This is a genomic window from Rhodobacter sp. JA431, from assembly GCF_900217725.1.
Taxonomy (GTDB): Bacteria; Pseudomonadota; Alphaproteobacteria; order Rhodobacterales; family Rhodobacteraceae; genus Rhodobacter; species Rhodobacter aestuarii.
In genome coordinates this window covers 23,084-43,202 of record NZ_OBMP01000012.1, presented here as the reverse complement: position 1 = coordinate 43,202, position 20,119 = coordinate 23,084, and the positions used below count along the sequence as shown (strand labels likewise).

At 60.2% G+C, this 20,119-nt stretch carries 20 protein-coding genes and 1 tRNA gene; 4 read left to right on the top strand and 17 right to left on the bottom strand.

What is annotated here, in order from left to right; translation table 11 throughout:
* Positions 1 to 10: 10 nt before the first annotated feature.
* The 9 genes from CRO18_RS17565 to CRO18_RS18925 all read right to left on the bottom strand — a co-directional run bounded on the left by CRO18_RS17565 (position 11) and on the right by CRO18_RS18925 (position 9,342).
* Positions 11 to 259, bottom strand: coding sequence for a hypothetical protein (locus CRO18_RS17565; RefSeq protein ID WP_097083086.1), 249 nt, complete (start codon positions 257 to 259; stop codon positions 11 to 13).
* Positions 244 to 2,502 carry a chemotaxis protein CheA gene (locus CRO18_RS17560; RefSeq protein WP_097083085.1) on the bottom strand — a complete coding sequence of 753 codons (2,259 nt, stop codon included), beginning with the start codon at positions 2,500 to 2,502 and terminating at the stop codon, positions 244 to 246. The genes CRO18_RS17565 and CRO18_RS17560 overlap by 16 nt, the downstream gene beginning before the upstream one ends.
* Entirely contained in the window at positions 2,499 to 2,894 is a 396-nt protein-coding gene (locus CRO18_RS17555; protein WP_212710181.1) for a response regulator, read from the bottom strand. Before CRO18_RS17555 ends, CRO18_RS17560 begins: the two co-directional genes overlap by 4 nt.
* Positions 2,891 to 3,733: a protein-glutamate O-methyltransferase CheR gene (locus tag CRO18_RS17550; protein ID WP_097083084.1), complete on the bottom strand. Its 843-nt coding sequence runs from the start codon at positions 3,731 to 3,733 to the stop codon at positions 2,891 to 2,893. The genes CRO18_RS17555 and CRO18_RS17550 overlap by 4 nt, the downstream gene beginning before the upstream one ends.
* Positions 3,730 to 4,356, bottom strand: a complete 627-nt coding sequence (locus CRO18_RS17545; RefSeq protein ID WP_097083083.1) for a HEAT repeat domain-containing protein — start codon at positions 4,354 to 4,356, stop codon at positions 3,730 to 3,732. Before CRO18_RS17545 ends, CRO18_RS17550 begins: the two co-directional genes overlap by 4 nt.
* A complete protein-coding gene (gene cheB, locus CRO18_RS17540) occupies positions 4,347 to 5,456 on the bottom strand; it encodes a chemotaxis-specific protein-glutamate methyltransferase CheB (RefSeq protein WP_249276104.1) in 1,110 nt (369 codons plus the stop codon). The genes CRO18_RS17545 and cheB overlap by 10 nt, the downstream gene beginning before the upstream one ends.
* Before the next feature lie 30 nt (positions 5,457 to 5,486).
* Positions 5,487 to 7,091, bottom strand: coding sequence for a chemotaxis protein CheW (locus CRO18_RS17535; protein WP_097083081.1), 1,605 nt, complete (start codon positions 7,089 to 7,091; stop codon positions 5,487 to 5,489).
* A gap of 65 nt (positions 7,092 to 7,156) precedes the next feature.
* Positions 7,157 to 9,097 carry a methyl-accepting chemotaxis protein gene (locus CRO18_RS17530; RefSeq protein WP_097083080.1) on the bottom strand — a complete coding sequence of 647 codons (1,941 nt, stop codon included), beginning with the start codon at positions 9,095 to 9,097 and terminating at the stop codon, positions 7,157 to 7,159.
* An 89-nt stretch (positions 9,098 to 9,186) separates the two neighbouring features.
* Positions 9,187 to 9,342 (bottom strand): hypothetical protein, encoded by a 156-nt coding sequence (locus tag CRO18_RS18925; RefSeq protein WP_170952722.1) that lies wholly within the window; start codon positions 9,340 to 9,342, stop codon positions 9,187 to 9,189.
* A 592-nt stretch (positions 9,343 to 9,934) separates the two neighbouring features.
* Here CRO18_RS18925 and CRO18_RS17525 point away from each other — a divergent pair.
* Positions 9,935 to 10,483 (top strand): recombinase family protein, encoded by a 549-nt coding sequence (locus CRO18_RS17525; protein WP_097083079.1) that lies wholly within the window; start codon positions 9,935 to 9,937, stop codon positions 10,481 to 10,483.
* Between the two features lie 68 nt (positions 10,484 to 10,551).
* The gene (locus CRO18_RS17520; protein ID WP_143128676.1) at positions 10,552 to 11,475 is read left to right on the top strand and encodes a toll/interleukin-1 receptor domain-containing protein; all 924 of its coding nucleotides are present in this window, start codon (positions 10,552 to 10,554) and stop codon (positions 11,473 to 11,475) included.
* A gap of 44 nt (positions 11,476 to 11,519) precedes the next feature.
* Here CRO18_RS17520 and CRO18_RS17515 read toward each other — a convergent pair whose 3' ends face one another.
* Together CRO18_RS17515 and CRO18_RS17510 are read right to left on the bottom strand one after the other, a co-directional pair.
* A complete protein-coding gene (locus tag CRO18_RS17515) occupies positions 11,520 to 12,989 on the bottom strand; it encodes a site-specific integrase (protein WP_097083077.1) in 1,470 nt (489 codons plus the stop codon).
* A 19-nt stretch (positions 12,990 to 13,008) separates the two neighbouring features.
* Positions 13,009 to 13,098 (bottom strand) — tRNA-Ser (locus CRO18_RS17510).
* A 274-nt stretch (positions 13,099 to 13,372) separates the two neighbouring features.
* On the opposite strand from CRO18_RS17510, the gene CRO18_RS17505 reads away from it, so the two are divergent.
* On the top strand, positions 13,373 to 13,819 hold the full coding sequence (locus tag CRO18_RS17505) for an Lrp/AsnC family transcriptional regulator (RefSeq protein WP_097083102.1): 447 nt from the start codon (positions 13,373 to 13,375) through the stop codon (positions 13,817 to 13,819).
* A 1-nt stretch (position 13,820) separates the two neighbouring features.
* Positions 13,821 to 14,447 carry a LysE family translocator gene (locus tag CRO18_RS17500; protein WP_097083076.1) on the top strand — a complete coding sequence of 209 codons (627 nt, stop codon included), beginning with the start codon at positions 13,821 to 13,823 and terminating at the stop codon, positions 14,445 to 14,447.
* A 3-nt stretch (positions 14,448 to 14,450) separates the two neighbouring features.
* Here the strand turns inward: CRO18_RS17500 and CRO18_RS17495 are convergent, their stop codons facing one another.
* The 6 genes from CRO18_RS17495 to CRO18_RS17470 all read right to left on the bottom strand — a co-directional run bounded on the left by CRO18_RS17495 (position 14,451) and on the right by CRO18_RS17470 (position 20,112).
* On the bottom strand, positions 14,451 to 15,065 hold the full coding sequence (locus tag CRO18_RS17495) for a TetR/AcrR family transcriptional regulator (RefSeq protein ID WP_097083075.1): 615 nt from the start codon (positions 15,063 to 15,065) through the stop codon (positions 14,451 to 14,453).
* 7 nt (positions 15,066 to 15,072) lie between these two features.
* On the bottom strand, positions 15,073 to 15,975 hold the full coding sequence (gene ppk2, locus CRO18_RS17490; RefSeq protein WP_394341461.1) for a polyphosphate kinase 2 family protein: 903 nt from the start codon (positions 15,973 to 15,975) through the stop codon (positions 15,073 to 15,075).
* Positions 15,976 to 16,064: 89 nt separating this feature from the next.
* Positions 16,065 to 17,195 (bottom strand): response regulator, encoded by a 1,131-nt coding sequence (locus CRO18_RS17485; RefSeq protein ID WP_097083074.1) that lies wholly within the window; start codon positions 17,193 to 17,195, stop codon positions 16,065 to 16,067.
* Between the two features lie 15 nt (positions 17,196 to 17,210).
* Positions 17,211 to 18,437 carry a PocR ligand-binding domain-containing protein gene (locus CRO18_RS17480; protein ID WP_097083100.1) on the bottom strand — a complete coding sequence of 409 codons (1,227 nt, stop codon included), beginning with the start codon at positions 18,435 to 18,437 and terminating at the stop codon, positions 17,211 to 17,213.
* A 409-nt stretch (positions 18,438 to 18,846) separates the two neighbouring features.
* Entirely contained in the window at positions 18,847 to 19,767 is a 921-nt protein-coding gene (locus CRO18_RS17475) for a glycyl-radical enzyme activating protein (RefSeq protein WP_076486052.1), read from the bottom strand.
* Between the two features lie 42 nt (positions 19,768 to 19,809).
* Positions 19,810 to 20,112: a BMC domain-containing protein gene (locus CRO18_RS17470; protein ID WP_076486053.1), complete on the bottom strand. Its 303-nt coding sequence runs from the start codon at positions 20,110 to 20,112 to the stop codon at positions 19,810 to 19,812.
* Positions 20,113 to 20,119: the final 7 nt, after the last annotated feature.

The following is a 20,119-nucleotide window of genomic DNA, read 5'->3' as shown; positions in this document are numbered from 1 at the left end:
CACTCACTCCTCAGACATTCGGTTGAAACTTGTGCGGCGCGGTCAAAAGCGCACGCCAATCTTGTGCGCCCGTCACGCCTTCAAGGCGCGGTTGCGCCAGCACGAGCAATTGCAAAACGGCCAGATGCATCGAGCTACACACGCTGACATCTACGACCGGGTCATCGGTCTCCCGCAGCCACTCAAGCAGCGTTTCCGCTTCGTGGATCTCGATATGATCGGCCAAGACGGCCCGGCCCGAGCTCAGTTCAAGTGACATTCAAGGATCTCCGGCAAATCGAGGGCCAAAAGCACTGAGCCGTCTCCCAAAAGCGCGGTTCCGGCATAGCCGCTGGCTTGGGCCAAGAGCCCGCTCATCGGTTTCACGATCGTGTCGACACCTGGGTGGAAGCGGTCCACGGCGAGGCCAATTTCGCTGCCATCCACATTGACCACCATCACGTTGACCGTCTCTTCCCCCGGCACGCCGGGCAGGCCGAAGATGCTGCGCAATCGCACCAGCGGGATCATCCGGTCGCGCAGCACGAACATTTCGCTGTCGCGGTGGCGGCGGATGCGCGCGGCAGGGATTTTCTGGCTTTCGACCACGGTGTCGATCGGGATGCCGAAGAGGTTGCGGTCCACCTCGATCATCATCAGCCGTTGCACCGCCATTGAAAGCGGCAGGGTGATGCGCACCGTGGTGCCCGCGCCCGGGGTGCTTTCCACCATCACGGCACCGCCCAGCCGGCGCACCATCGAAGCGACGACATCCATCCCCACGCCACGCCCGGAAAGGTCTGAGATTTCCTCTTTGGTCGAAAGCCCGGGCGCCAAAATCAGTTGCAGCGCAGCCTCATCGCTCATCCGCTCAAGCGTATCGACATCCACCACGCCACGCTCAAGCGCCTTCGCCTTCACTCGCACAAGGTCGATACCACGGCCATCATCGGCGACTTCAATCACCACGGAATCGTCGCGCTGGTAGGCATGCAGATGCAGCGTGCCGACCTCGGGCTTACCAGCCGCGCGCCGATCTTGCGGCGGCTCAAACCCGTGGTCGATAGAGTTGCGGATCAGATGCACGAGCGGATCGGCCAGTTCCTCGACCACGGTCTTGTCGGCCTCGGTCTCCTCGCCCGTCGTTTGTAGGTCGATTTGCTTGCCAAGTTTGCGCGAAAGATCCCGCACCAATCGGTTGAAGCGTCCGAGCACGGAGCCCACCGGCACCATGCGAATTTGCATTACCGCGCTTTGCAACTCCTCGGTGATGCGGTTGAGCATGTCATATTGCGTTTTGATTTCGCGCAGCAATTCGCGCGCCCCCTCAATTTCTTCGGCCTTGCGGGCCAAGAAGGGCATCGCGTTTTTGGCAACGATCAATTCGCCGGTCAGATTCATCAATTGGTCGATGCGCTCGGCGTCGACGCGCAACACAGCCGATTTTCGCGGGCCTGCCTCTGTGTTGGCAGGGCCCTCGGTAACCGGGTCTTCCGATGCGTTGGTCTCGTTCAAGGACGAAACACCCGCTTCGGGGGCCGATGGCACGGCTTGTGGGGGCGTAAGGCTTTGCAGCAATTGCGCGGCAATGGCATCAAGCGCGTCGGCTTCCAATGGCGCGCCGCCCAGATCATGCCCGGTGCGCGCATCGGGCAGATGGGCCGCAACACGCGCCAAAACTTGTTGCGCCGAAGCAAGGCTCGGAGCGCGGATCTCCTCATGTTCGGGGCAGGCGATCAGCCGTTGCTGCGAAGTGATGAGGGCTTGCGCCGCTTCCAGCATCTCGTCCCCCATGTTCGCAGCACAGTGCTGCGGGGGCGCCGACTGCGGTGCGGGTTCGGCAAGGATTTCGACCTGATCTGAAACGTATCGGAAGTGCTCTTCGAGCGCCGCAAATGGGGCGCTGCTCAAAAGCTCCATCCCCACCGCCACAAGGAACGGATCATAGCTTTCAAGTGCGGGGGCGGTCTCGGGCATTAAGAGGCCGACAGAGCGCAGCGCCGGCGTGCTGAGCGCCATGCGCAGCGGATCGCCACCGCTGAAAAACGCCGCCTCATGCGGGCGGTAGAGCACCCGATGCCAGCTGGCCTCAACACAAGTGCCGACGGCGGTGTTGGCCTCAACAGGTGCTTCTTCTGCACCTCCAATCCGCTCGCGCAGCCGAGCGCTGAGGCTGTCGCCCTGCGCCTCGGCCCCCGGCCCCAAAGCGCCGGTATCTGCCAGATCATCCAGCCAACCGCTCACACGGTCGAGCATTTCAAGGATCAGATCGGCAATCTCGGGGGTGAAGGCCACATCGCCTGCGCGGATTGCATCCATCAGATCTTCGCCCGCATGGACCGTGCGGGTGAAAGGCAAAAACTCAAAGAGCCCAGATGCACCCTTGATCGTATGCACGGCGCGGAACAGTGCATCGAGCCGGGTGGTGTCCCCTGGGTTGCGCTCCAGTTCCAAAAGCGCGCTCGATGCCTGTTCCAGCAGGTCACGCCCTTCGGTGACGAATTGGGCCAGCAAGGCGCTCATGTGCGGACCTCCGGGGTCAGAAGCGCAAGGATCGGGCGCAATTGCTCGGGCCTTGCGGGTTTGATGAGGTAATGATTGCCGCCAGAGACAAAGGCCTTATCGGCATCGCTCAATTGCGCCTCAGTCGAGATCATCACGCAAGGAACGCGCGCCAAATCAGCGCTCGCACGGGCTGCGCGCAGGAAACTATAGCCATCCATAACCGGCATGTTCACATCGACCAGCATCAGATCCACGTCCTGACCGGCCGCGCGCTCAAGCGCTTCCATCCCGTTTTCGGCCTCGATCACATCCCAGCCGTATTCCTCAACCAGTTTGCGGTGATACATCCGCACCGTAGTTGCATCATCAACGATCATCGCCAGCGGGCGGGTTTTGGGGTCATGGGTCATGATTGGGGCCTTTGATACACTATGGCCTCGGGGAAACGGCGCAGGGCAAACAGCGCCGAGGTGCGGCTGATGCTTTCGGAATGGCCCAAAAACAGGAACCCGCCGGGCACAAGCGCGTCATAGATCGTTTCAATCGCTAGGCGGCGAGACTGGTCATCGAAGTAAATCAGCATGTTGCGGCAGAACACGACGTCATAGTCGCGCAGCTTGCGGGTGTCGGCAGGTTCCGAAATGTTGACGCGAAAGAAATGCACCGCCTCGCGAATATCGTCAGAAAGCTGGAACTTGCCATCGGGCAACGCGGTGAAATTTGTCGCCAGAACGTTGGTTGGTAGGTTTTGCACCGAGCGGCGCGAAAACACCCCGGCACGAGCGCGACGTAGCACCTCGGTGTCGATATCCGCGCCAGAAATCTCGACATCATGGTCTTCAAGGCCGGGCCAATGCGCGATCAGATGCAGCGCGATCGAATAGGGTTCTTCCCCGGTCGAGGAGGGCAGCGACAGGATGCGGATCGGCTTGCCGCTCTGCCCGCGGCGTGCCACGATTTCTGGCAAGACATGTTGGCTCAAAGTGCGAAACTGATGATCTTCGCGGTTGAAATAGGTCTCGTTCACCGTCATCAGATTGACGATGTTCTGGAACTCTTTCTGGCTCGCCTCAAAGCGCATGCCGACGAAATACTCCCGGAACGAGCTTGCCCCGGTGGCCGCAATCCGCGTCAAGATCCGCTTGTCGACGAAGTAGCGTTTGCTCTCCTCGAACTCGATGCCGGTCTTTTTGTAAAAGTAGTCTCGAAAGACCCTAAAGTCTTCGGCGCTTAGCGCGGTGACACTCATCCAGAAGCCTCGCGCGCCAGCGTTGAGATGCGTTCGATCACCATATCGGTCGCGAAGGCCAGATAGGGATCATCGGCAAACCGTTCCCGCACAGCTTGAAGCGCGGGCAGATCGTCGGCGCCGCCAATTTCGGCCAGCCGGTCCACGGCCACGCCGACCACATTCGGGTGCGTTTCTTGCGCCAAGAGTTCGCGCAGCCAAGCCGGCGCATCGGCATGGGGCAAAAGCCGGATCACGTCGACCGCCATGATCCGTAGATCGGCATCTTCGGCGTGCAAAAGGCCAACGATCACTTGCGCAGCGGTTTCGGGCAATTGTTGCAGCGCACTCACGGCTTCAGACCGACGGCTCGCCTCTTCACTGCGCAGCATTTCAGCGAGAAGGTCCACCACCGTGTCATCGGCAACAGAAACAAGGGCCGAAAGCAGCGCTTGGCGCACCGCCGGATCGGTTTCGCTGCGCAGCGCTTGTTCCAATTCTGGCCGGGCGTCTTCGACACCCAAGAGCGCGCGTGCCGCCGCCCGACGCTTGCCGGGATCGGTTGCCGAAAGGTCCTCAATCGGGCTTTTGGGCGCACGTGCGGAGCGTGGGGCGCGGTTTGATTTCGGCGCGATCAACGGCATCGGCTTGTCCTTTGCAGGGGGGAAACCGCCAGCCAATGCTGCAATTGTTCGGCAACCCGATCACAGGGAAGCACCACTGACGCGCCATCTTGGGCGACCAATTGCTGCGGCATGCCCCAAACCACGGCGGTTTCTTCGGATTCAGCTATCGTGCGCCCGCCGCCTTGATGGATTTGCGCCATTTCAAAGGCACCGTCGTCGCCCATACCGGTCAGCATCACGCCTACCAGTCGTTCCGGCGCGATTATTTCCAGCGCCGAGGCGACCATACGCGATACGCTGGGGTGCCATGTTAGTCCGGTATCGACGGGCATAGGTTCCGCACAAAGCCTGCGCATTTTGCGCGTCACCACCACATCTTTCGCCCCTTGGGCGATATAGGCCGTGCCCGGATGGAGTGGTTGTGCGCGATCCAACTCGCGAACTTCAAGGGCGCATATCCCCGCAAGCCGTTCAGCATAAATGCGGGTGAAGCGCGGCGGCATATGCTGCGCGATCAAGATCGGCGCGGGAAAGTCGGCGGGCAGCGCGGCTAGAATGTCGCTCAGTGTCTTTGGTCCGCCGGTGGAACTGCCAATCACCACCAGTTCTACCGGGTCTTTGTTCGCGCGGGTGCTGGCAAGTTGAACCGTGCGCGCTGCGGTCGATTGGTGCGTTTTCGGGGCCGCCCGCGTTGCTGAGGGCCGCAAGGCTTTACGTTGGCTGGCCCTCTTTCCGGCAAAGGCCGCGCGCACCTTGGAGCGCAGCTCGTCATAGACGAGATCGAGGCTAAGCGAGACCGTGCCATCAGGCTTGGCGACGTAATCCACCGCCCCCAGTTCCAGCGCCTCAAAAGTGGCCAAGGCCCCGCGCTCGGTCAGCGACGAAACCATCACCACCGGACAGGGGCGCTGCTCCATGATATGTGCAAGGCAAGTCAGCCCGTCCATCTTAGGCATGTTGATGTCGAGCGTGATCACATCTGGCTCGAAACTGTGTAGCTTCGCTAGTGCGTCCTCGCCGTCACGCGCGGCAAGGAGGTCAATATCGGTTTCGCCCGCAAAGCATTCTTGCAGCATCCGGCGCATCAATGCGGAATCATCAACAACTAGAAGTCGCATCACCGAAAACCTTCCAAGTCCTTTAGCTGGTTAGCCGTTACGGCTGGTTTCAAAGGCAACACGTTCGGCCGCTTTTGTGGTCGCCCGGGCTTCGCCTTCTTCGACAAGCGCGGCTGCCTCAAGAAGCAGCACCATCCGTTTGCCGCCGTCGAAATTCGCGACACGGCCCACAAGCTTATCGGCCTCTGGCGAAAGGTGAGGCGGCACTTCCAGCGCGGCTTCAGGCACGCGCAGCACTTCGGAGACGCTGTCCACGATGTAGCCGGTGCGGACATCATCGACGCTAAGCACCAAGATCCGCTGCCGATCATTGCGCGCGATCGAGGCAAGGCCGAAGCGGCGACGCATCTCCACCACCGGCAGCACCGAGCCGCGCAGGTTGATCACGCCCTCAACGCTTTCGGGGGCTTTGGGCACTTTCACCAGTTGCTCGGGCAGGCGGATGATTTCCTGCACCTGATGAATATCGATGCCGAACTCCTCCTCGCCGAGCCGGTAGACAACCATCTGAATTTCATCGGTGTCACGTTCGCTCATGGTGTCCTCGTCATCTTCTTGATGCGCTGCGGCGCTTTCGAGCACCTCAGAAAGGCTGTCTTGCAGGCCCTGACGGTCAAAGAGCGCACCCGCCGAAAGCACTGAGACCAGCCGTCGCCCGTCCTCAAGGCGGCAGATCGCCTGAATTTCTTCGGCATGTTGGCGGCGCAGCCCGGCGGGCACTTTTTCTTGCGCGGCCGCGGGCACACGCAGCACCTCGCGCACATGGTCGACCACCACGCCCACGCGCACTTCTGCCCCGGCATTTTCGCCCAGTCGCACCACGACAACGCGATGGCTGTCAGAATGGGGGAGCGGCGGTAGGCCAAAAATCCCACGCAGGCTCAGAAGTGGGAGTAAGCGGTTGCGCAGATTGATCAACCCAACGATCTCAGCTGCAGCCCCCGGCACTTTGGTGACCCGGCTCGGAACCCGCACGATCTCGTCCACCTCGGCGATCGGGAAGGCGTATTCCTCTTCCTCCACGCTCAGCGAGACGAGTTGGATCACGTCTTCCTCTTCCTCGGTCTCTGCGCTGTCGCTGCGCAAAGCCGCCGCCATGGCACTGGCTTTGTGCGCGCGCGCTTGCCCGTTTTGTGGGAAGTGCTGCCCGATGAGCGCCACCGGATCAATCAACTGGATCAGATCGCGGGCGGCGAAGTTTTTGACCACGCCGGTCAGCATATCGGTGCGCAAGGTGCGCTCGACCGTAGCCGCGGGTTCGATCCGCTCTGCGGGAACGGACAGAACCTGCGCCACCTGATCGACCAAAACGCCGTAGGTATCGCCTGCATGGATCACCATCACGCGGGAGGCATCGGTCATCGGCACAGCGGCCAGCCCCATCACGGCGCGCAAATCAACGATTGGCAGCACCGTGCCGCGCAGGTTGGTGAGCCCGATTAGCGCCGAGGGCGTGAGAGGCACTTTCACCGTGGCGGGCACGCGGATGATTTCTTGCACCAACTCAATGGGGAAGGCGAAGGTCTCGCCGTCGAGCGCAAAGCTCACGCATTGGAAAATGGTCGTGTCAGAGGCAACACGCGTGGTGTCATCGTCGGCAAGATCGGCGGCGATGTCGTGCTCTATCAGGGTCATGGCACTGGCTTTCGTGCTGGGGAGGCCGGAGCCGGCGCGGGCAAACCCCACGCCGGTTCTGCGGATCAGGCGCTTTGCAGTTCGTCGGCGATCGAGGCGATATTCTCGATGGCCACGGAAAGCTCTTTGCCCCCTTGGCTTTGCTGGTTGGCCGCGCTCGACGCCTGATTGGCTGCGTTCTGTGCCTGTTCGGCGGCGGCGGCGATCTGCTCCATGCCTTGTTTCGCATTCACCACCGCGGCGGCAATTTCCTGCGCGCCGGTCTGGATCGTGCGGTTACCCTCCAGCACCTTGCCCATATCGGCACTGATCCGGCCCAGCTGATCGGTGGTGGCCTTGGCGCGCTCCACCTCGTTGCGCGAGGCTTCGGCGGTTTGCAGCAGGTCGGCGCGCACCACCACGATCTGATCCTGAATGCCTTTGACCATGTCCTTGATCTGCTCGGCGTTTTGCGCCGCATCATCGGCAAGGTTCTGAATATCGGTCGAAACCACCGCGAAGCCCTTGCCGTATTCGCCCGCGCGCGCGGCTTCCACCGCACCGTTCACGGCAAGCATGCTGGTCTGGATCGCCACATTGGCGATGGCATCGACGATCTTGTCGATCTGACGGCTGATCTGCTCGAGCCCCTGAATCTCCGAGGCCGATTTGCGCCCGGTCTCCATCGCCGTGGTGATCCCGCCGATGATCTCGTCGATGCTGGAGCGGTTTTGCACCAGAAGCGTGCTGATCGCCTCGCCCTTGCGCAGCGCCTCGCCCGCATTTTCCTCGGCGGTGCGGGCGTTCGCTTCGATCTGGCCGATACCCGCCACGCCTTGTTCAACCGCCGTGGCTTGCGCCGTGGCCGTGGTGGAGATCTGATCAATCGCCCCCACGATTTCGGAACTTGCGCGGTTCAACTCTTCGATCGTCGCGGCAAGCTCTTCCGCCGCCGCCGCCACTTCCTCGGCCGATTTCGCAATGTCGGTGGAGTTTTTCAACTCATCCGAAAGATCATCAAGATCGGTCGAGGCGCGTTCGGCTTCCGCCAGTGCCTTGGCTTGCATTTCCACCGCCTTGCGCGCCTGTTCGGCGGCTGCGGCCTGCTCCTCGGCTGCGGTGGCGACCTCTTCCGCCCCGGTCAGGGCGAGCGTCGCAGCATTCCCCATCTCTTCGGCATTCGCCGCAATGGCCCGCGCCCCGCCCATGATCGTTTCCATGTCGGATTTGATCTCGGCCAATTGCTCGGTAATGGTTTTACCCTTCTCGACCTCGCTCGCCGCTGTCGCCGCCGAGGCACGCACGCTTTCGGAAATATCGCGCGCCCCGGTCTGGATTTGCTTGATCAAGTTTTCGATGTTGGTGGCGTTTTTTTCCGAGGCTTCGGCGAGTTTGCGCACCGTATCGGCGACGACAGCAAAGCCCTTGCCGTGTTTGCCTGCGCGCGCCGCTTCAATCGCCGCGTTCAGCGCCAGAAGGTTGGTCTGATCCGCGATCCGGATGACTTGGTTCACCGCCTCGATGATGCCCTGCGCTTGCGATTCCAGCTCCTGCATCATCTGCACCGAAGCTTCTTGGCGCGATGAGGCTTCGCTGACGTTTTCGATCAAGGTGGCAACGTTGCCATTAGTGGAATCGAGCAGGCGTTGCAGCGTGGACGAGATTTCGCGCGAGGCGATCGCCGCTTCGGATTGCAGCTTCACGCGCTGGTTGATCTGCACCATCGCCGCGGCGCTTTCTTCGCTGGCCGAGGCCGCTTCCTCCGCCCCGCCCGAGATTTGCTGCATCGCTTTCGAAAGTTCCTCGGTCGCAGCCCCCGCTTCGGCAACACCACTGCTCAGATCGGTGGCGGCAGAGGCGATCCGTTCGGCAGCATGTTGCTGGCGCGCAAGAGTGCGGGCGCGCTGGCGCTTTTGATCCGTGGCCGAGGCGCTCGGGCGGCGCGCCGCAGTCTTGCCGAAATCGGCATCGAGCTCTTCTTCGCTACGGTCAGGTTTTTGCGCAGTGGAACGTTTGACGAGCGCCATTTGGTAATCTCCCGGCTTGCAGTCACAACACGAAACCGCGCACAAGACGACAAAGGCGACATCGGGAGCGGCGTTTCGTCGCAAATTGATCACTGAGATGTGAAAAAAGCGTCAAGGAAACTTGCGCCTTCGCCTAGTTTCACGGGGCGCGCAGAAGATTTTTGGAAGGGATTGAAATCCTGCCGACCAGCTTTGGCGCTGTTGTGGTCGGCAACTTTCCATTTTTGGCTGGCCGCGGGTTTCATGGGGGGATGACACCGAACGACTGAGTCGAAAGCTAACTTGGTTAGTGGCCGTGATCCGCCACGCCATCATGTTTAAAATGCGAGGTCGCGCCGCCCTTGTTGGAGGCGGGATTCAAGTGCGCCAACTCAGGGCCTAGTCGATATTACCCGACTGAGGCAGTTAAGCGCGCCAGTTCGGCAATCCGCCTAAACGTGACATTGAACAGTTGCGCCTCGAGGTGGAGCACTAGCGCGCATGTCTTTGTGTTGAGTGAACCAACGCACTCCAAACGACTGACTTTCAGCAAAGCAGATCAAGCCCGACACCACCGGTCAACTCAAACCGCCCCAGCCGCCCGTGCCGCCCTCAGGTTTCTCATCACGCACAAGCCGTGGGTAACCGCACTCCAATCCGCTCGCTCTCAAAACCAAAATCATCCTAACCCACTTTCCACCGAAAGCAACTTGAGAGGTTCAAAGGTAAATGGCGAACCTTTTGGGTATACCCCAAGGGAACATCTTCGCAGGACAGAATGTGTGTTCCTTTAGGGTTGAAATTGGATTTTCAGGACAGTATGTGATCAGGGTCTAGAGGCATAAAGGACAGATTGTGATGGCGACTTATGGATACGCGCGGGTTTCCACGGCAGATCAAGACCTGACCATTCAGCGCGAGGCATTGAGGGCGGCAGGGTGCGAGGTCATCCGCGAGGAGAAAATCAGCGGCACCAGCAGGCAAGGCCGCAAAGAACTGGAAACGCTGCTAGAGTTTGTGAGGCCGGGCGACACGCTTGTCGTGACGCGGCTGGATCGCCTTGCCCGTTCGATGGATGACCTCTCCAACATCGTGCGAGAGCTTCAAGCCAAAGGCGTGGCGCTCAAGGCGACGGAGCAGCCCGTGGACACCAGCACCGCAGCGGGCAAAGCCTTCTTCCAGATGCTCGGGGTCTTCGCTGAGTTCGAGACGAACCTGCGCAAGGAGCGGCAGATGGAAGGGATCGCAAAGGCCAAAGCCGCTGGCGTCTACAAAGGCCGCAAGCCTTCGATTGACGTGACCGAGGTCAAGCGGTTGCGGGATCAAGAAGGCATGGGGGCGACGGAGATTGCAAAGCAACTCGGCATCGCGCGAACCTCAGTCTACCGGGTCTTGCAGGAGGGTTGAATGTAAAGCCGTTATTGGTTCCGAATTTCTCACAACTTGATTGCCACAAGGTCGGTAGGCATGCAAATTTGCGCGAAGAAACCTATAAATTTATCTGGTGCCATTCAATGTCTCTTACACCTTCCCAGCGAGCAACTTTGAAAACGGAAATCGGACGCAGGCTATCAGCGCGTTCATGGGCTGAGATAGACCTCGTGTTGGAGGAATTCGGGGCTAATACATCTAGTTGGTCGGGGGATCAATTTTCCTATGTCGTTGCCATGCTAAGGCAGATAAGCGATGAAACGCTCTGTCAGCTTGCGGCGCACGAGAATATTGAGACGGGGGGGGACAGCGTCATTGATGCTCCGTCATTTTGGGAAGATGGTAAGCTGCGTGTCTTTATCTCCCACCTCTCAGCGCATAAAGTATTTGCTTCCGAGGTTCAGGGTGCCCTGTCTTCCTTTGGAATTTGTGCTTTCGTTGCCCACGAAGACATTGAGCCAACTGCAGATTGGCAGGACGAGATTGAAAAGGCGTTGCGCACGTGTGACGCGCTAGTGGCCTTGCTACACTCCGAATTTGACCGCAGCACATGGACGGACCAAGAAGTCGGATATGGAATTGGGCGCGGTGTTCCTGTTTTTTCGGTGAGACTTGGCATGTCACCTTATGGCCTATTTGGCCGAAAGCAGGCTTTTAACGGCAATGGGAAGGAGGCATCGGAGATCGCAAAAGAGCTGTTCGAGGCTTACCTCGTGCATCCCAAGACGCATGACAAGATGGCTGATGTAGTAGTGGGCCAATTTACAGAAAGCGCCTCATTTGCGGACGCGAAAAGCAGAATGGCGTTAGTAGAACAACTAAATATCTGGAAGCCTGAGTATAAGAAACTACTCCGCGATGCAGTGGAGAAAAACTCTCAGGTGAGACATTCGTGGGGCGTGCCCGAACGCGTCGAAGCTCTACTTGCCAAGCGCGCTCCAGATGCGGACGATGACATCCCGTTTTGAAAGCCTCAATACATGTCTCCTGAGCAGGTTGTTCGGGCTCGCTTCTAGAACCCCTCTAGATAACCGTCCTGCTTAAGCCGTTCCCAGACCTGCCGCTGCGCATCAACAAGCTGTTCCTCAAGCAAACCGTGGTCATAGACAGAGCTTGAGGTTCTCGCCCCAGCCCAGCCGCCAAGATCGTTGATTGTTGCTTCATTAACCCCGGCACGTCGCGCAACCGTGCGCCATGTGTGGCGAGTGGAGTGAAGGGCCAAGCGGTCATCGGTTTCCTTGCCCAGCACCTTGCGGCGGAAGCGTGTGAACCACTGAGAGACAGCCGCAGCCTTCCCTGAAGCGGGTCTGATGGGCCACTCTGGGAACACCCTGCCGGATGCGCCATGCGCTGCGATGCGGGCTTGCAGGAGCGCCTGAGCCTCACCCACAACGGGAATGAAGCGGCGGGCGTTCTTGGTCTTGCCTTCAGCGATGTAGAAGCCTGAGCCGTCCTTGCGGGCTTGATCGATGGTGATGGTAGCGATTTCATCGGCGCGACAGCCTGTAGCGATGGCGAGGCGGATCAGATCGCCTTCCTTGCTGCCGCGTGTCGTGGCCTTCAGCAGCGCGGCGCATTCGCTTGGCTGATAGTCCTCACGCTTCTGCTCGCCCCGGTTCTTGGTTCGGCGCAGCCCTCGGGTGAACTCCCAAGGATTGGCTGTGTCCTTGTCCAAGTGGCCGCTTTCAATGGCCCAAACCCACAACTGTTTGAGGAGGGTGGTGTTCTTCTCAATGGTCTTTGCGGAAAGGCCCTCTGGGCTGCGGTGACCGCGAACGGAGGGGAGATAGACATCACGGAAACGCCGCGCATCCTCGGGCGACACATCCTCCAGACAAGCGGTCTTCGCGTCATCCTTGAGGAATGCACGGAGGTGCTTGATCGCCGTGTCGAGGTTCATCACCGTGGTGCGCTTCAGCGGCGCATAGCCATAGGGGTTTCCCTCTCGCCGCGCTTCGACATATTGCGCATGGGCATGATCAAGCGGGAAGCCTGTCCCGGTCGCCACGCGGGCGAAACGCTTCAACTCCTCGGGTGGGACGGCGTTGCGCTTGGCGGCGTCTTCCAGTTTGTCGTGCAGGATGAACTCAACACCCACGTTGAAGGGATCGCCTTCTTCGATGGCTTCTTGGCGAGCGGCTTTCACCATTTCGCGCCATTCCAGCGCAGAGGTCAGCGTGAACGCGTCGTTGTCGCGCAATCCATCCTGAAGCCTGCGGATGTCGCCCAGCGCGATGTCACGCAGCTTGCGGGCGTCTGTGAGGCGGCGGGTGCCTAGCCCTCTGGTGATCGCCTTGCGAAACGGTTTGCCATCCCAAGGGTTCGGAAGCCCAATCAACTCGGGCGGCGTATCCATCTTGAACACCCAGCTCGTGCCGGGGCCACGGGGTTGCTTGAGGTAGCGCATGTCCTCTTTCAGGGCCTTCTTGTTGTCTGGTTTGGACAACGAGCCTTCGGACATCTTTCCTGAAAACGTTTTCATTTCAACGATTTAGAGGAAGTGGCGGAGAGACAGGGATTCGAACCCTGGGTCGGCTCGCACCGACAACGGTTTTCGAGACCGCCGCATTCGACCACTCTGCCACCTCTCCGCGTCAGGGGTCTTCGTGAGGCGGGGATTTAGCGTGCCGCTTCGGGGCTTGCAACCGGTTTTTTCATTTTTTTGACATCAACAGATTGGCAATCGGCGCGGTGCAGTCGAATTGGGGCTGGCGGGCGGTATCTGTGCCGGAAAATTTGCGGCTTAATGGGGATAGATTGGGCAAATATCGGAAAAAATTTGACCCTTGCCGGAAGGGGCTTGCCATAGCTCAGGATGCGGCGAATATCCGGGGTCTGATCTATTTGGCGATAGAGATTCCGGTCATGGACGAGATTGACAGAAAGATTTGCACTCTTCTGAGTGCGGATGCGCGCCAATCCATGGCGCAGATCGGTGCGCAGGTGGGCCTGTCGACCTCGGCGGTCAATGATCGGCTGCGGCGGCTTTCGGAGCGGGGCGTGGTGCGGCGCTATTTGGCGGATCTAGATGCCGAGGCTTTGGGGCTGCCGGTCAGTGCCTTTGTCTGGGTGGCTTTGCCCGAGGCGGCGGATGAGCCGGGCTTTCGCAGCTTCATTGCCGCGCGCCCCGAGGTGACAGCCTGCCACCATGTCACGGGCCCGTGGTCCTATTTGGTGCAGGTGCGGATGCCGTCTTTGGCGGCGGTGGAAGAATTTTTGACGCTTTTGAAGGCGGAAGGGTGGATCGCGCGGTCAGAAACCATGCTAGCGCTTTCGACCGTGGTCGAACCGCCATTCCGGTTGAGGGGCTGAGATGCTGATTTTAGCGATGTTCTTGAAGGGCTTGGCGATTGGCGTTGCGATCGCGGCCCCGGTTGGGCCGATGGCGGCTTTGTGCATTCAGCGCACGCTTGCGCGCGGGTTTTGGGCGGGTGTTGCGGGAGGTTTGGGCACCGCTTTGGCGGATTTGAGCTTTGCCATGCTCGCGGCCACCGGCTTTGCGGTCTTTGAAGGTGTGGTGGCGCAGATCGCTCTGCCTTTGGGGCTGATTGGCGGCACGTTTATGATGGTGCTGGCGTGGCGAGGTTGGCCGCGCGGCGACAGCCATACGCCCAAAGCCGCCAAAGCGCCAGAAACGCGCGGGCTTTTGCGCACCACGATTGTGACCTATGGGCTGACGATCACCAATCCGCCGACGATCTTGCTCTTTGCGGGCATTTTCGCAGCGCTTGGGTTGGCGCAGGGCACAGCGACCAGCGCGCTTGTCGCACTGGTGATTGGGGTCTTTCTCGGCTCAATGCTCTGGTGGGCGTTTCTGGCCGGTTTGGTCGCGGGGTTGCACCACCGTTTGCCGCCGGCCTTCGCGCTTTGGACGGCGCGGATTTCCAGCCTGACGATGGCGGGCTTTGGCCTTTGGGCCTTTGCGACGGCGTTTCGCTAAGCCTCAATCGGGCGGGATCAGCCCCAAGCCGCGCAGATAAACCCCGATGCCGCTTTCGAGCAATTCCTCGGGCGAGAAGGGGGATTGCCCGCCCGGCGTGCCGCGTGCGTAAAGCTCCACCACCCCATGCGAAAGCGCGCGCACATGCGCGGCCACCATGCTGGCGGGCGGGCGGCGACTTTCGGGGATATGGGTTGAAAGCGCTTGCGTCGCCTTGAGCGTGACAGCTTCGGCCCGCGCCGCGCCTGCGGCCAATTCCGGCGAGCGGTTGGGCGATAGCCCACTTTCAAACATGGCCATGTAATGGCCGGGGAATTTCTTGGCAAAGGCCAGATAGGCGCGGCCCGTGGCGCCAAACGCCGCGAGCGCCGAAGGCTGGCCATCATTCCACGCATGTTCCATCAGATCGGCAAAGATCGCATAGCCTTGGCGGGCGCATTCCGCGATCAGATCTTCGCGGCCCGCGAAATGGCGGTAGACGGCCGCCGGGGTCACACCCGCGACCTTGGCGGCTTCCGACAGCGTGAACCCTTGCGGGCCGCGCACGGCAATCAGTTCCAGAGCCGCTGTCACCAGCGCTTGGCGCAGATTGCCGTGATGGTAGCCTTGCTTTGCCAAACCTTCCTTAGCCATCGGCGTGGTCAATGCCCCCACAAATGACCGGATCGGGTGTGCCAATCGCCTCCATGTCCTTGCCGGGGTAATCCAGCGCCATCAGCACCGTTTGAATGGCGGCAATCCGGGCGCGGCCTTTGTCATCGGAGCGGATCACCGTCCAAGGCGCATAGGCGGTATCAGAGCGGCGCAGGGTCTCGGAAATGGCGACAGTATAGGCATCCCATTTCTTCAGCCCTTCCACGTCGATCCAGCTCAGTTTCCATTGCTTGAGCGGGTCTTTTTCGCGCGCCAAGAACCGTTTGAGCTGCTCGGCCCGGTCGACCGACAGCCAAAGTTTGACCAGCGTGATCCCTTCATCAACCAGCATTTTCTCAAAGCCCGGAAGCTGGGCAAAGAAATGCGCGCGCTGTTCGGGGGTGCAAAAGCCAAACACATGTTCAACCACGCCCCGGTTATACCAAGAGCGGTCAAAAAGCGCGATTTCCCCGGCAGCGGGCAGCCGCTCGACATAGCGCTGGAAATACCACTGCGTCGCCTCCCGCTCGGTCGGTTTGGGGAGGGCCACGATATTGGCTTGGCGCGGGTTGAGGTTTTCGCGGATGCGCTCAATCGTGCCGCCTTTGCCCGCCGCATCGCGCCCTTCAAACAGCACTATAAGGCGGCGCCCGGCTTCCTTCAGGCCCCAGCTCATTTTGACGAGCTCGACCTGAAGTCGGTCCATCGCCTCTTTGTAGTCTTTCTTGGAAAGCTCCGTGCGGTAGGGGTAGCTTTTTGAGAGGATTTCATCCTTGTCGGCGTGCTCAATCGCTTTGCGGATCGCCTCGGGCGCCTCTTTGCGCAGGTAATGCGAGATATCGCCCACATGTGGGATCTCGATCGCGCCTTTTGCGCTGTCCTTATGCTTAGACATGAACCCCTCCCAGCCGATGTTACGGTGCTTTACTATAAGCGCCTGCGGCTGATCGGCAAGCGCGGCTCAGCGCGCCTGCAACGCGGTGCTTAGGCCGGGGACGTGCTGGGCAGGCATTGGCGGCGGTATTCGGTCGGGGAGACGCCAACCGCCTTTTTGAACGCTTTGCAGAAGTAGTTCGCGTCTTGATAGGCCAGATCCAGCGCCACATTGACGATGGGCAGGCTGGACCCTGCCAGCAATTCCTTTGCGCGCTCAACCCGGCGTTCCTTCAGATAGGCGATGAAGGTCATGTCCATGTGCTTGTGGAACAACCGGCTCAGGTAACAGGGGCTAATGTGCACATGCTCTGCCGCATCTTCGAGCGTGACGGATTTGTTCAGATTGCGCTCGATATAGTTGCGCACCGTTTCAATGCGCGCTTCGGCGGAACTGCCATGATCCTCATCATCGGCAAAAAGCAGATCGGTGATCTCGCTGAACAGTTCCTGCACCTTATAGTGGTTGCGCTGGTCGAGCTTTTGCGCGGTCAGCGCGTCGATCTTGCGCGCCAAAGCGTCGGGCAGGGGGCGTCCGGTGCAGGCGACAAGGTCGGTCAGAATCTCCGAAAGGTCGAGCACCCCTTGGCGCGGCGCGGTTTCACGATGCGCGTGGAGCGCCTCGATCTGGCGGCGCACCAGCGTCAGGCAATCGCGGTAGGCATGGGCCTGCACCAGCGCCCCGATCCGCTCGCGCATCGTCGCCGGGTCTTGTACCGAGGCGATGGGGCTCACCGGGTCAGGCTGGGCGGGGCAGGGGGCGGGGCCCAAACGGGGCGAGGGCACCGGAGCAGGGCGGATCGTTTCTGTCGGTACCATCTGCAGACAATCTTGCACCGATTTGAGCAGCGTTTCGGTGCGCACGGGTTTGAGCAGGAAGCCATCCGCGCGTTGCTGAATGGCCGCTTGCATGATCTCAAAATGATCGTAAGCGGTGATGATCAGCACCTTGGTGGGCAATTGCTTGGTGCGCAACATCTCCAAAAGTTCCAAGCCGTTGGGGCGTGGAATGCGGATGTCGAGCAGCATCAGGTCAATGTGCACGCTTTCGATCAACTGCACTGCCTCGGCGCCGTTTTTGGCTTCGCCAACCACCCGCACATCGGGCAGTTCACGCTCCAAAATCGTGCGCAAAGCGCGGCGTTCCAGTTCTTCGTCCTCGACGATGACAATATCGGCCATTCGGGGCCTCCGGTCTTAGAAATCGCAAGGATCGAATTCGAGCGGCAGGCGCAGTCGCACCAATGTGCCGCGGCCTTGGCGGAACGGGCTCATGATCTCGACCCCATGGCTGTCGCCGAAATACTGCTTCATCCGGGCATGGATGTTGTAGACGCCAATGCTCTTGCGCCCGCCGTGATCGGCCTCACCGCGCAACACCTCAACACGGCGCTCAGCATTGATGCCGGGGCCATTGTCGACCACGTCAATGATCACATCGGTGCCATCGCGATACAGCGACACTTCGATCAAGCCGCCGCTTTCCATCGGCTCAATCGCGTAGTTGATGCAGTTTTCAACCAGCGGGTGCAGCACCATGAAGGGGCTCAGCACATTGTCAAATTCTTCCGGTGCATCAAGCGTGAAATCGAACCGGTCGCCCAGCCGGATTTTGAGCAAATAGAGATAGTTGCGGACGTGCTCCACCTCGGTGCGCAGCGGCACGAATTGCGAGCCGGAGCGCTTGAGGATGTAGCGCATCATATCGGCAAAAGCATGCACGGTGGTCTCGGTTTCCGGCGCGCCTTCGACCAAGGCCAGCCGCCCGATCGTGTTGAGCACATTGAACAGGAAATGCGGGTTCACCTGATAGGACAGCGCCTGCAATTCCGCCTCGCGCAGAAGGCGCTCTAACTCCGCTCGGCGCTGGGATTCCTCGGCCAGCCGCAGGTTTTTGGCGTAAAGCTCCTGCGTGACACCGTTGGAATAGCTTTCTTCGACGATATGTGAGGCGATGTAGTAAAGCGAATAGGCGGCAGAGCGCAGCCGCTCATAGCTGATCTCGCCAATCTCGCTGTGCAGTTTCAAAAGCCCGTCGTTTTCGCTCCACGAGCCTTCTGTGGGGAAGATGTTCGACAGGTCCACGAAATCCGGGCCGCTGTGGCGTTTGTCGAGTTTGACCTGCCCGCAGATCACCGCGCCCAGATATTCGCCGCGCATGATGATCGGCGCGGCAAAATCCACAAGTTGACAGTGGCATTTGTAGATTGCCGGTTCCCCGGTCGACAGCGCGGTGCGCCCGCCGACCGCATCACAGTGAAAGCAGCGCTCGCGCCAATCGGGGCGTTTGCGCACCGCCGAGCAAAATGGCGAAAACCCCGAGGGCTGCGTCACAGGCGCGCCATCGGGGTCCACAATCACCATCGCAACACCGACAGCGGCGGAGAAATTGTCTTGGACCTTTTGCAGCATCTCCGTGCTCATCAGATCCGCAAGCTTGCGGCGTCTGGCTGCTTTTTCGGCAGGGCTTGTATGATCGCCCGCGCCGCCCGGTTCTGGGGCAACCCGCGCGCCACCAGAGCCCCTCGTGAGCACATCCTGCACCGACCCTGCAGAATGCCCAAACGGTATGCCACTTCCCATGCTAACCCCTTCCAGTTCCGCCGCTTCCCACAGCGGTGAGAGGGAGCTGCCGGGGATGCTGACCAGACATCCCAGGCACCCGGTTTCCCGGCCTTGCTCCGACCCCGTTCCGACTCGGCTCTTTCGCCCCAGAACTTAGCGCAGAAACTAGTATGCAACATGACTTAGCGCAATTTTCCGGCTTGTTTTTGAACGATTTTTGGCCTGTCTGGCTGGTTTGTTTGCACTTTGTGCGCTGGGTGGATAGGGACTAGCCGCCGATCACGCAATTGAGCCCAGCGGACTCGACCACAGCTTTGAGCGGCAGGATCGATTCAGGGCGCAGATCTTTGGTGGCTCCCATCGGGCTTTGACGGCCAAGGAGCGTGTATTTGTTCTCACCAAAGCTGTGATAGGGCAGCAGATGCACCGTGCTGACCTTGGGCATCAGCGTCGCAAAATGGGCAATTGCGCCGATTTCGCGTTCATTATCATTCACGCCGGGCACCACAGGCACACGCACCACCGGATTGGGGCTGAGCGAGGCGGCGATCAGCGCGTTTTCCAAGATGATGCGGTTATCGACGCCGGTATTGGCCTGATGCACCGCCGGGTCGATGGCTTTGATATCCATCAGCAAATTGTCCACATGCGGGATCACATCGCGGATCACTTCGCGCGTGGTGCAGCCCGTGGTTTCCATTGCGGTGTTCCAGCCTTGCTCATGGCAGGCCATCAGGATTTGTTTGGCGAAGGCGGATTGCATCAGCGGCTCGCCGCCCGAAAGCGTTACGCCCCCGCCCGAGCGACGGTAGTGGATCGCGTCTTTGCGCAGTTCTTGCATCACTTCGGCCAGCGTCATGCGACGGCCCGTGCGTTTAAGCGCCTCGGTCGGGCAGACCTTGGTGCATTCGCCACATTTGATGCATTTCGACCGATCCACAAAACCGGGATTGGCCTTGGAGAGTGCCTGCACCGGGCAGACGGGCACGCATTGTCCGCAACCGATGCAGGCCGAGGCGCGGAAGAAGAGTTCCGGTTCCGGCGCCTGCGATTCAGGGTTAGAACACCAGCGGCAACGCAGCGGGCAACCCTTCAAAAAAACGATGGTGCGCACCCCTGGCCCGTCATGGATCGAATAGCGCTGAATATCGAAGACGGTGCCTTCGGCGGTGGTGTCAATGACGGACATGAGGGACTTCCTTATTTGGGGTCTGACCCTGTGGGGGAGGGCTCAGAAAGCGGGGCCACTGGCCTCTTCGATGGCGGCCATTGCCGCGCGCACGGCCGAGGTTTCGCCCAAAACGGCCAAGGTGGTGGTGGTCTGCGGGCAGGTGCCAAACAGCTCCACCGCCATCACATTGGCCGATTTCGAGGCGATATCGGCGAAGTAGAACAGATCGGGGACAGAGGCCTGCACCAGCCCCATCGCCGAGACCGGATGCTCTTCAACCCATTTGCGCACATGCGGTGCGACGCGGCGCGACAGCATGTCGAACAGGTTTTCCTGCGGGGCGTTGATGATGCGAATTTGCATGGCTCTG

Bases quoted from the DNA above. Each gene is read 5' to 3' on its own strand.
- CRO18_RS17560 (WP_097083085.1), bottom strand. From the start codon at position 2,502: ATGAGCGCCTTGCTGGCCCAATTCGTCACCGAAGGGCGTGACCTGCTG.
- CRO18_RS17555 (WP_212710181.1), bottom strand. From the start codon at position 2,894: ATGACCCATGACCCCAAAACCCGCCCGCTGGCGATGATCGTTGATGAT.
- CRO18_RS17505 (WP_097083102.1), top strand. From the start codon at position 13,373: ATGGACGAGATTGACAGAAAGATTTGCACTCTTCTGAGTGCGGATGCG.
- CRO18_RS17565 (WP_097083086.1), bottom strand. From the start codon at position 259: ATGTCACTTGAACTGAGCTCGGGCCGGGCCGTCTTGGCCGATCATATC.
- CRO18_RS17545 (WP_097083083.1), bottom strand. From the start codon at position 4,356: ATGCCGTTGATCGCGCCGAAATCAAACCGCGCCCCACGCTCCGCACGT.
- CRO18_RS17535 (WP_097083081.1), bottom strand. From the start codon at position 7,091: ATGACCCTGATAGAGCACGACATCGCCGCCGATCTTGCCGACGATGAC.
- ppk2 (WP_394341461.1), bottom strand. From the start codon at position 15,975: ATGTCTAAGCATAAGGACAGCGCAAAAGGCGCGATCGAGATCCCACAT.
- CRO18_RS17485 (WP_097083074.1), bottom strand. From the start codon at position 17,195: ATGGCCGATATTGTCATCGTCGAGGACGAAGAACTGGAACGCCGCGCT.
- CRO18_RS17470 (WP_076486053.1), bottom strand. From the start codon at position 20,112: ATGCAAATTCGCATCATCAACGCCCCGCAGGAAAACCTGTTCGACATG.
- CRO18_RS17515 (WP_097083077.1), bottom strand. From the start codon at position 12,989: ATGAAAACGTTTTCAGGAAAGATGTCCGAAGGCTCGTTGTCCAAACCA.
- CRO18_RS17550 (WP_097083084.1), bottom strand. From the start codon at position 3,733: ATGAGTGTCACCGCGCTAAGCGCCGAAGACTTTAGGGTCTTTCGAGAC.
- CRO18_RS17475 (WP_076486052.1), bottom strand. From the start codon at position 19,767: ATGTCCGTCATTGACACCACCGCCGAAGGCACCGTCTTCGATATTCAG.
- CRO18_RS18925 (WP_170952722.1), bottom strand. From the start codon at position 9,342: ATGAAACCCGCGGCCAGCCAAAAATGGAAAGTTGCCGACCACAACAGC.
- CRO18_RS17525 (WP_097083079.1), top strand. From the start codon at position 9,935: ATGGCGACTTATGGATACGCGCGGGTTTCCACGGCAGATCAAGACCTG.
- CRO18_RS17500 (WP_097083076.1), top strand. From the start codon at position 13,821: ATGCTGATTTTAGCGATGTTCTTGAAGGGCTTGGCGATTGGCGTTGCG.
- cheB (WP_249276104.1), bottom strand. From the start codon at position 5,456: ATGCGACTTCTAGTTGTTGATGATTCCGCATTGATGCGCCGGATGCTG.
- CRO18_RS17530 (WP_097083080.1), bottom strand. From the start codon at position 9,097: ATGGCGCTCGTCAAACGTTCCACTGCGCAAAAACCTGACCGTAGCGAA.
- CRO18_RS17480 (WP_097083100.1), bottom strand. From the start codon at position 18,437: ATGAGCACGGAGATGCTGCAAAAGGTCCAAGACAATTTCTCCGCCGCT.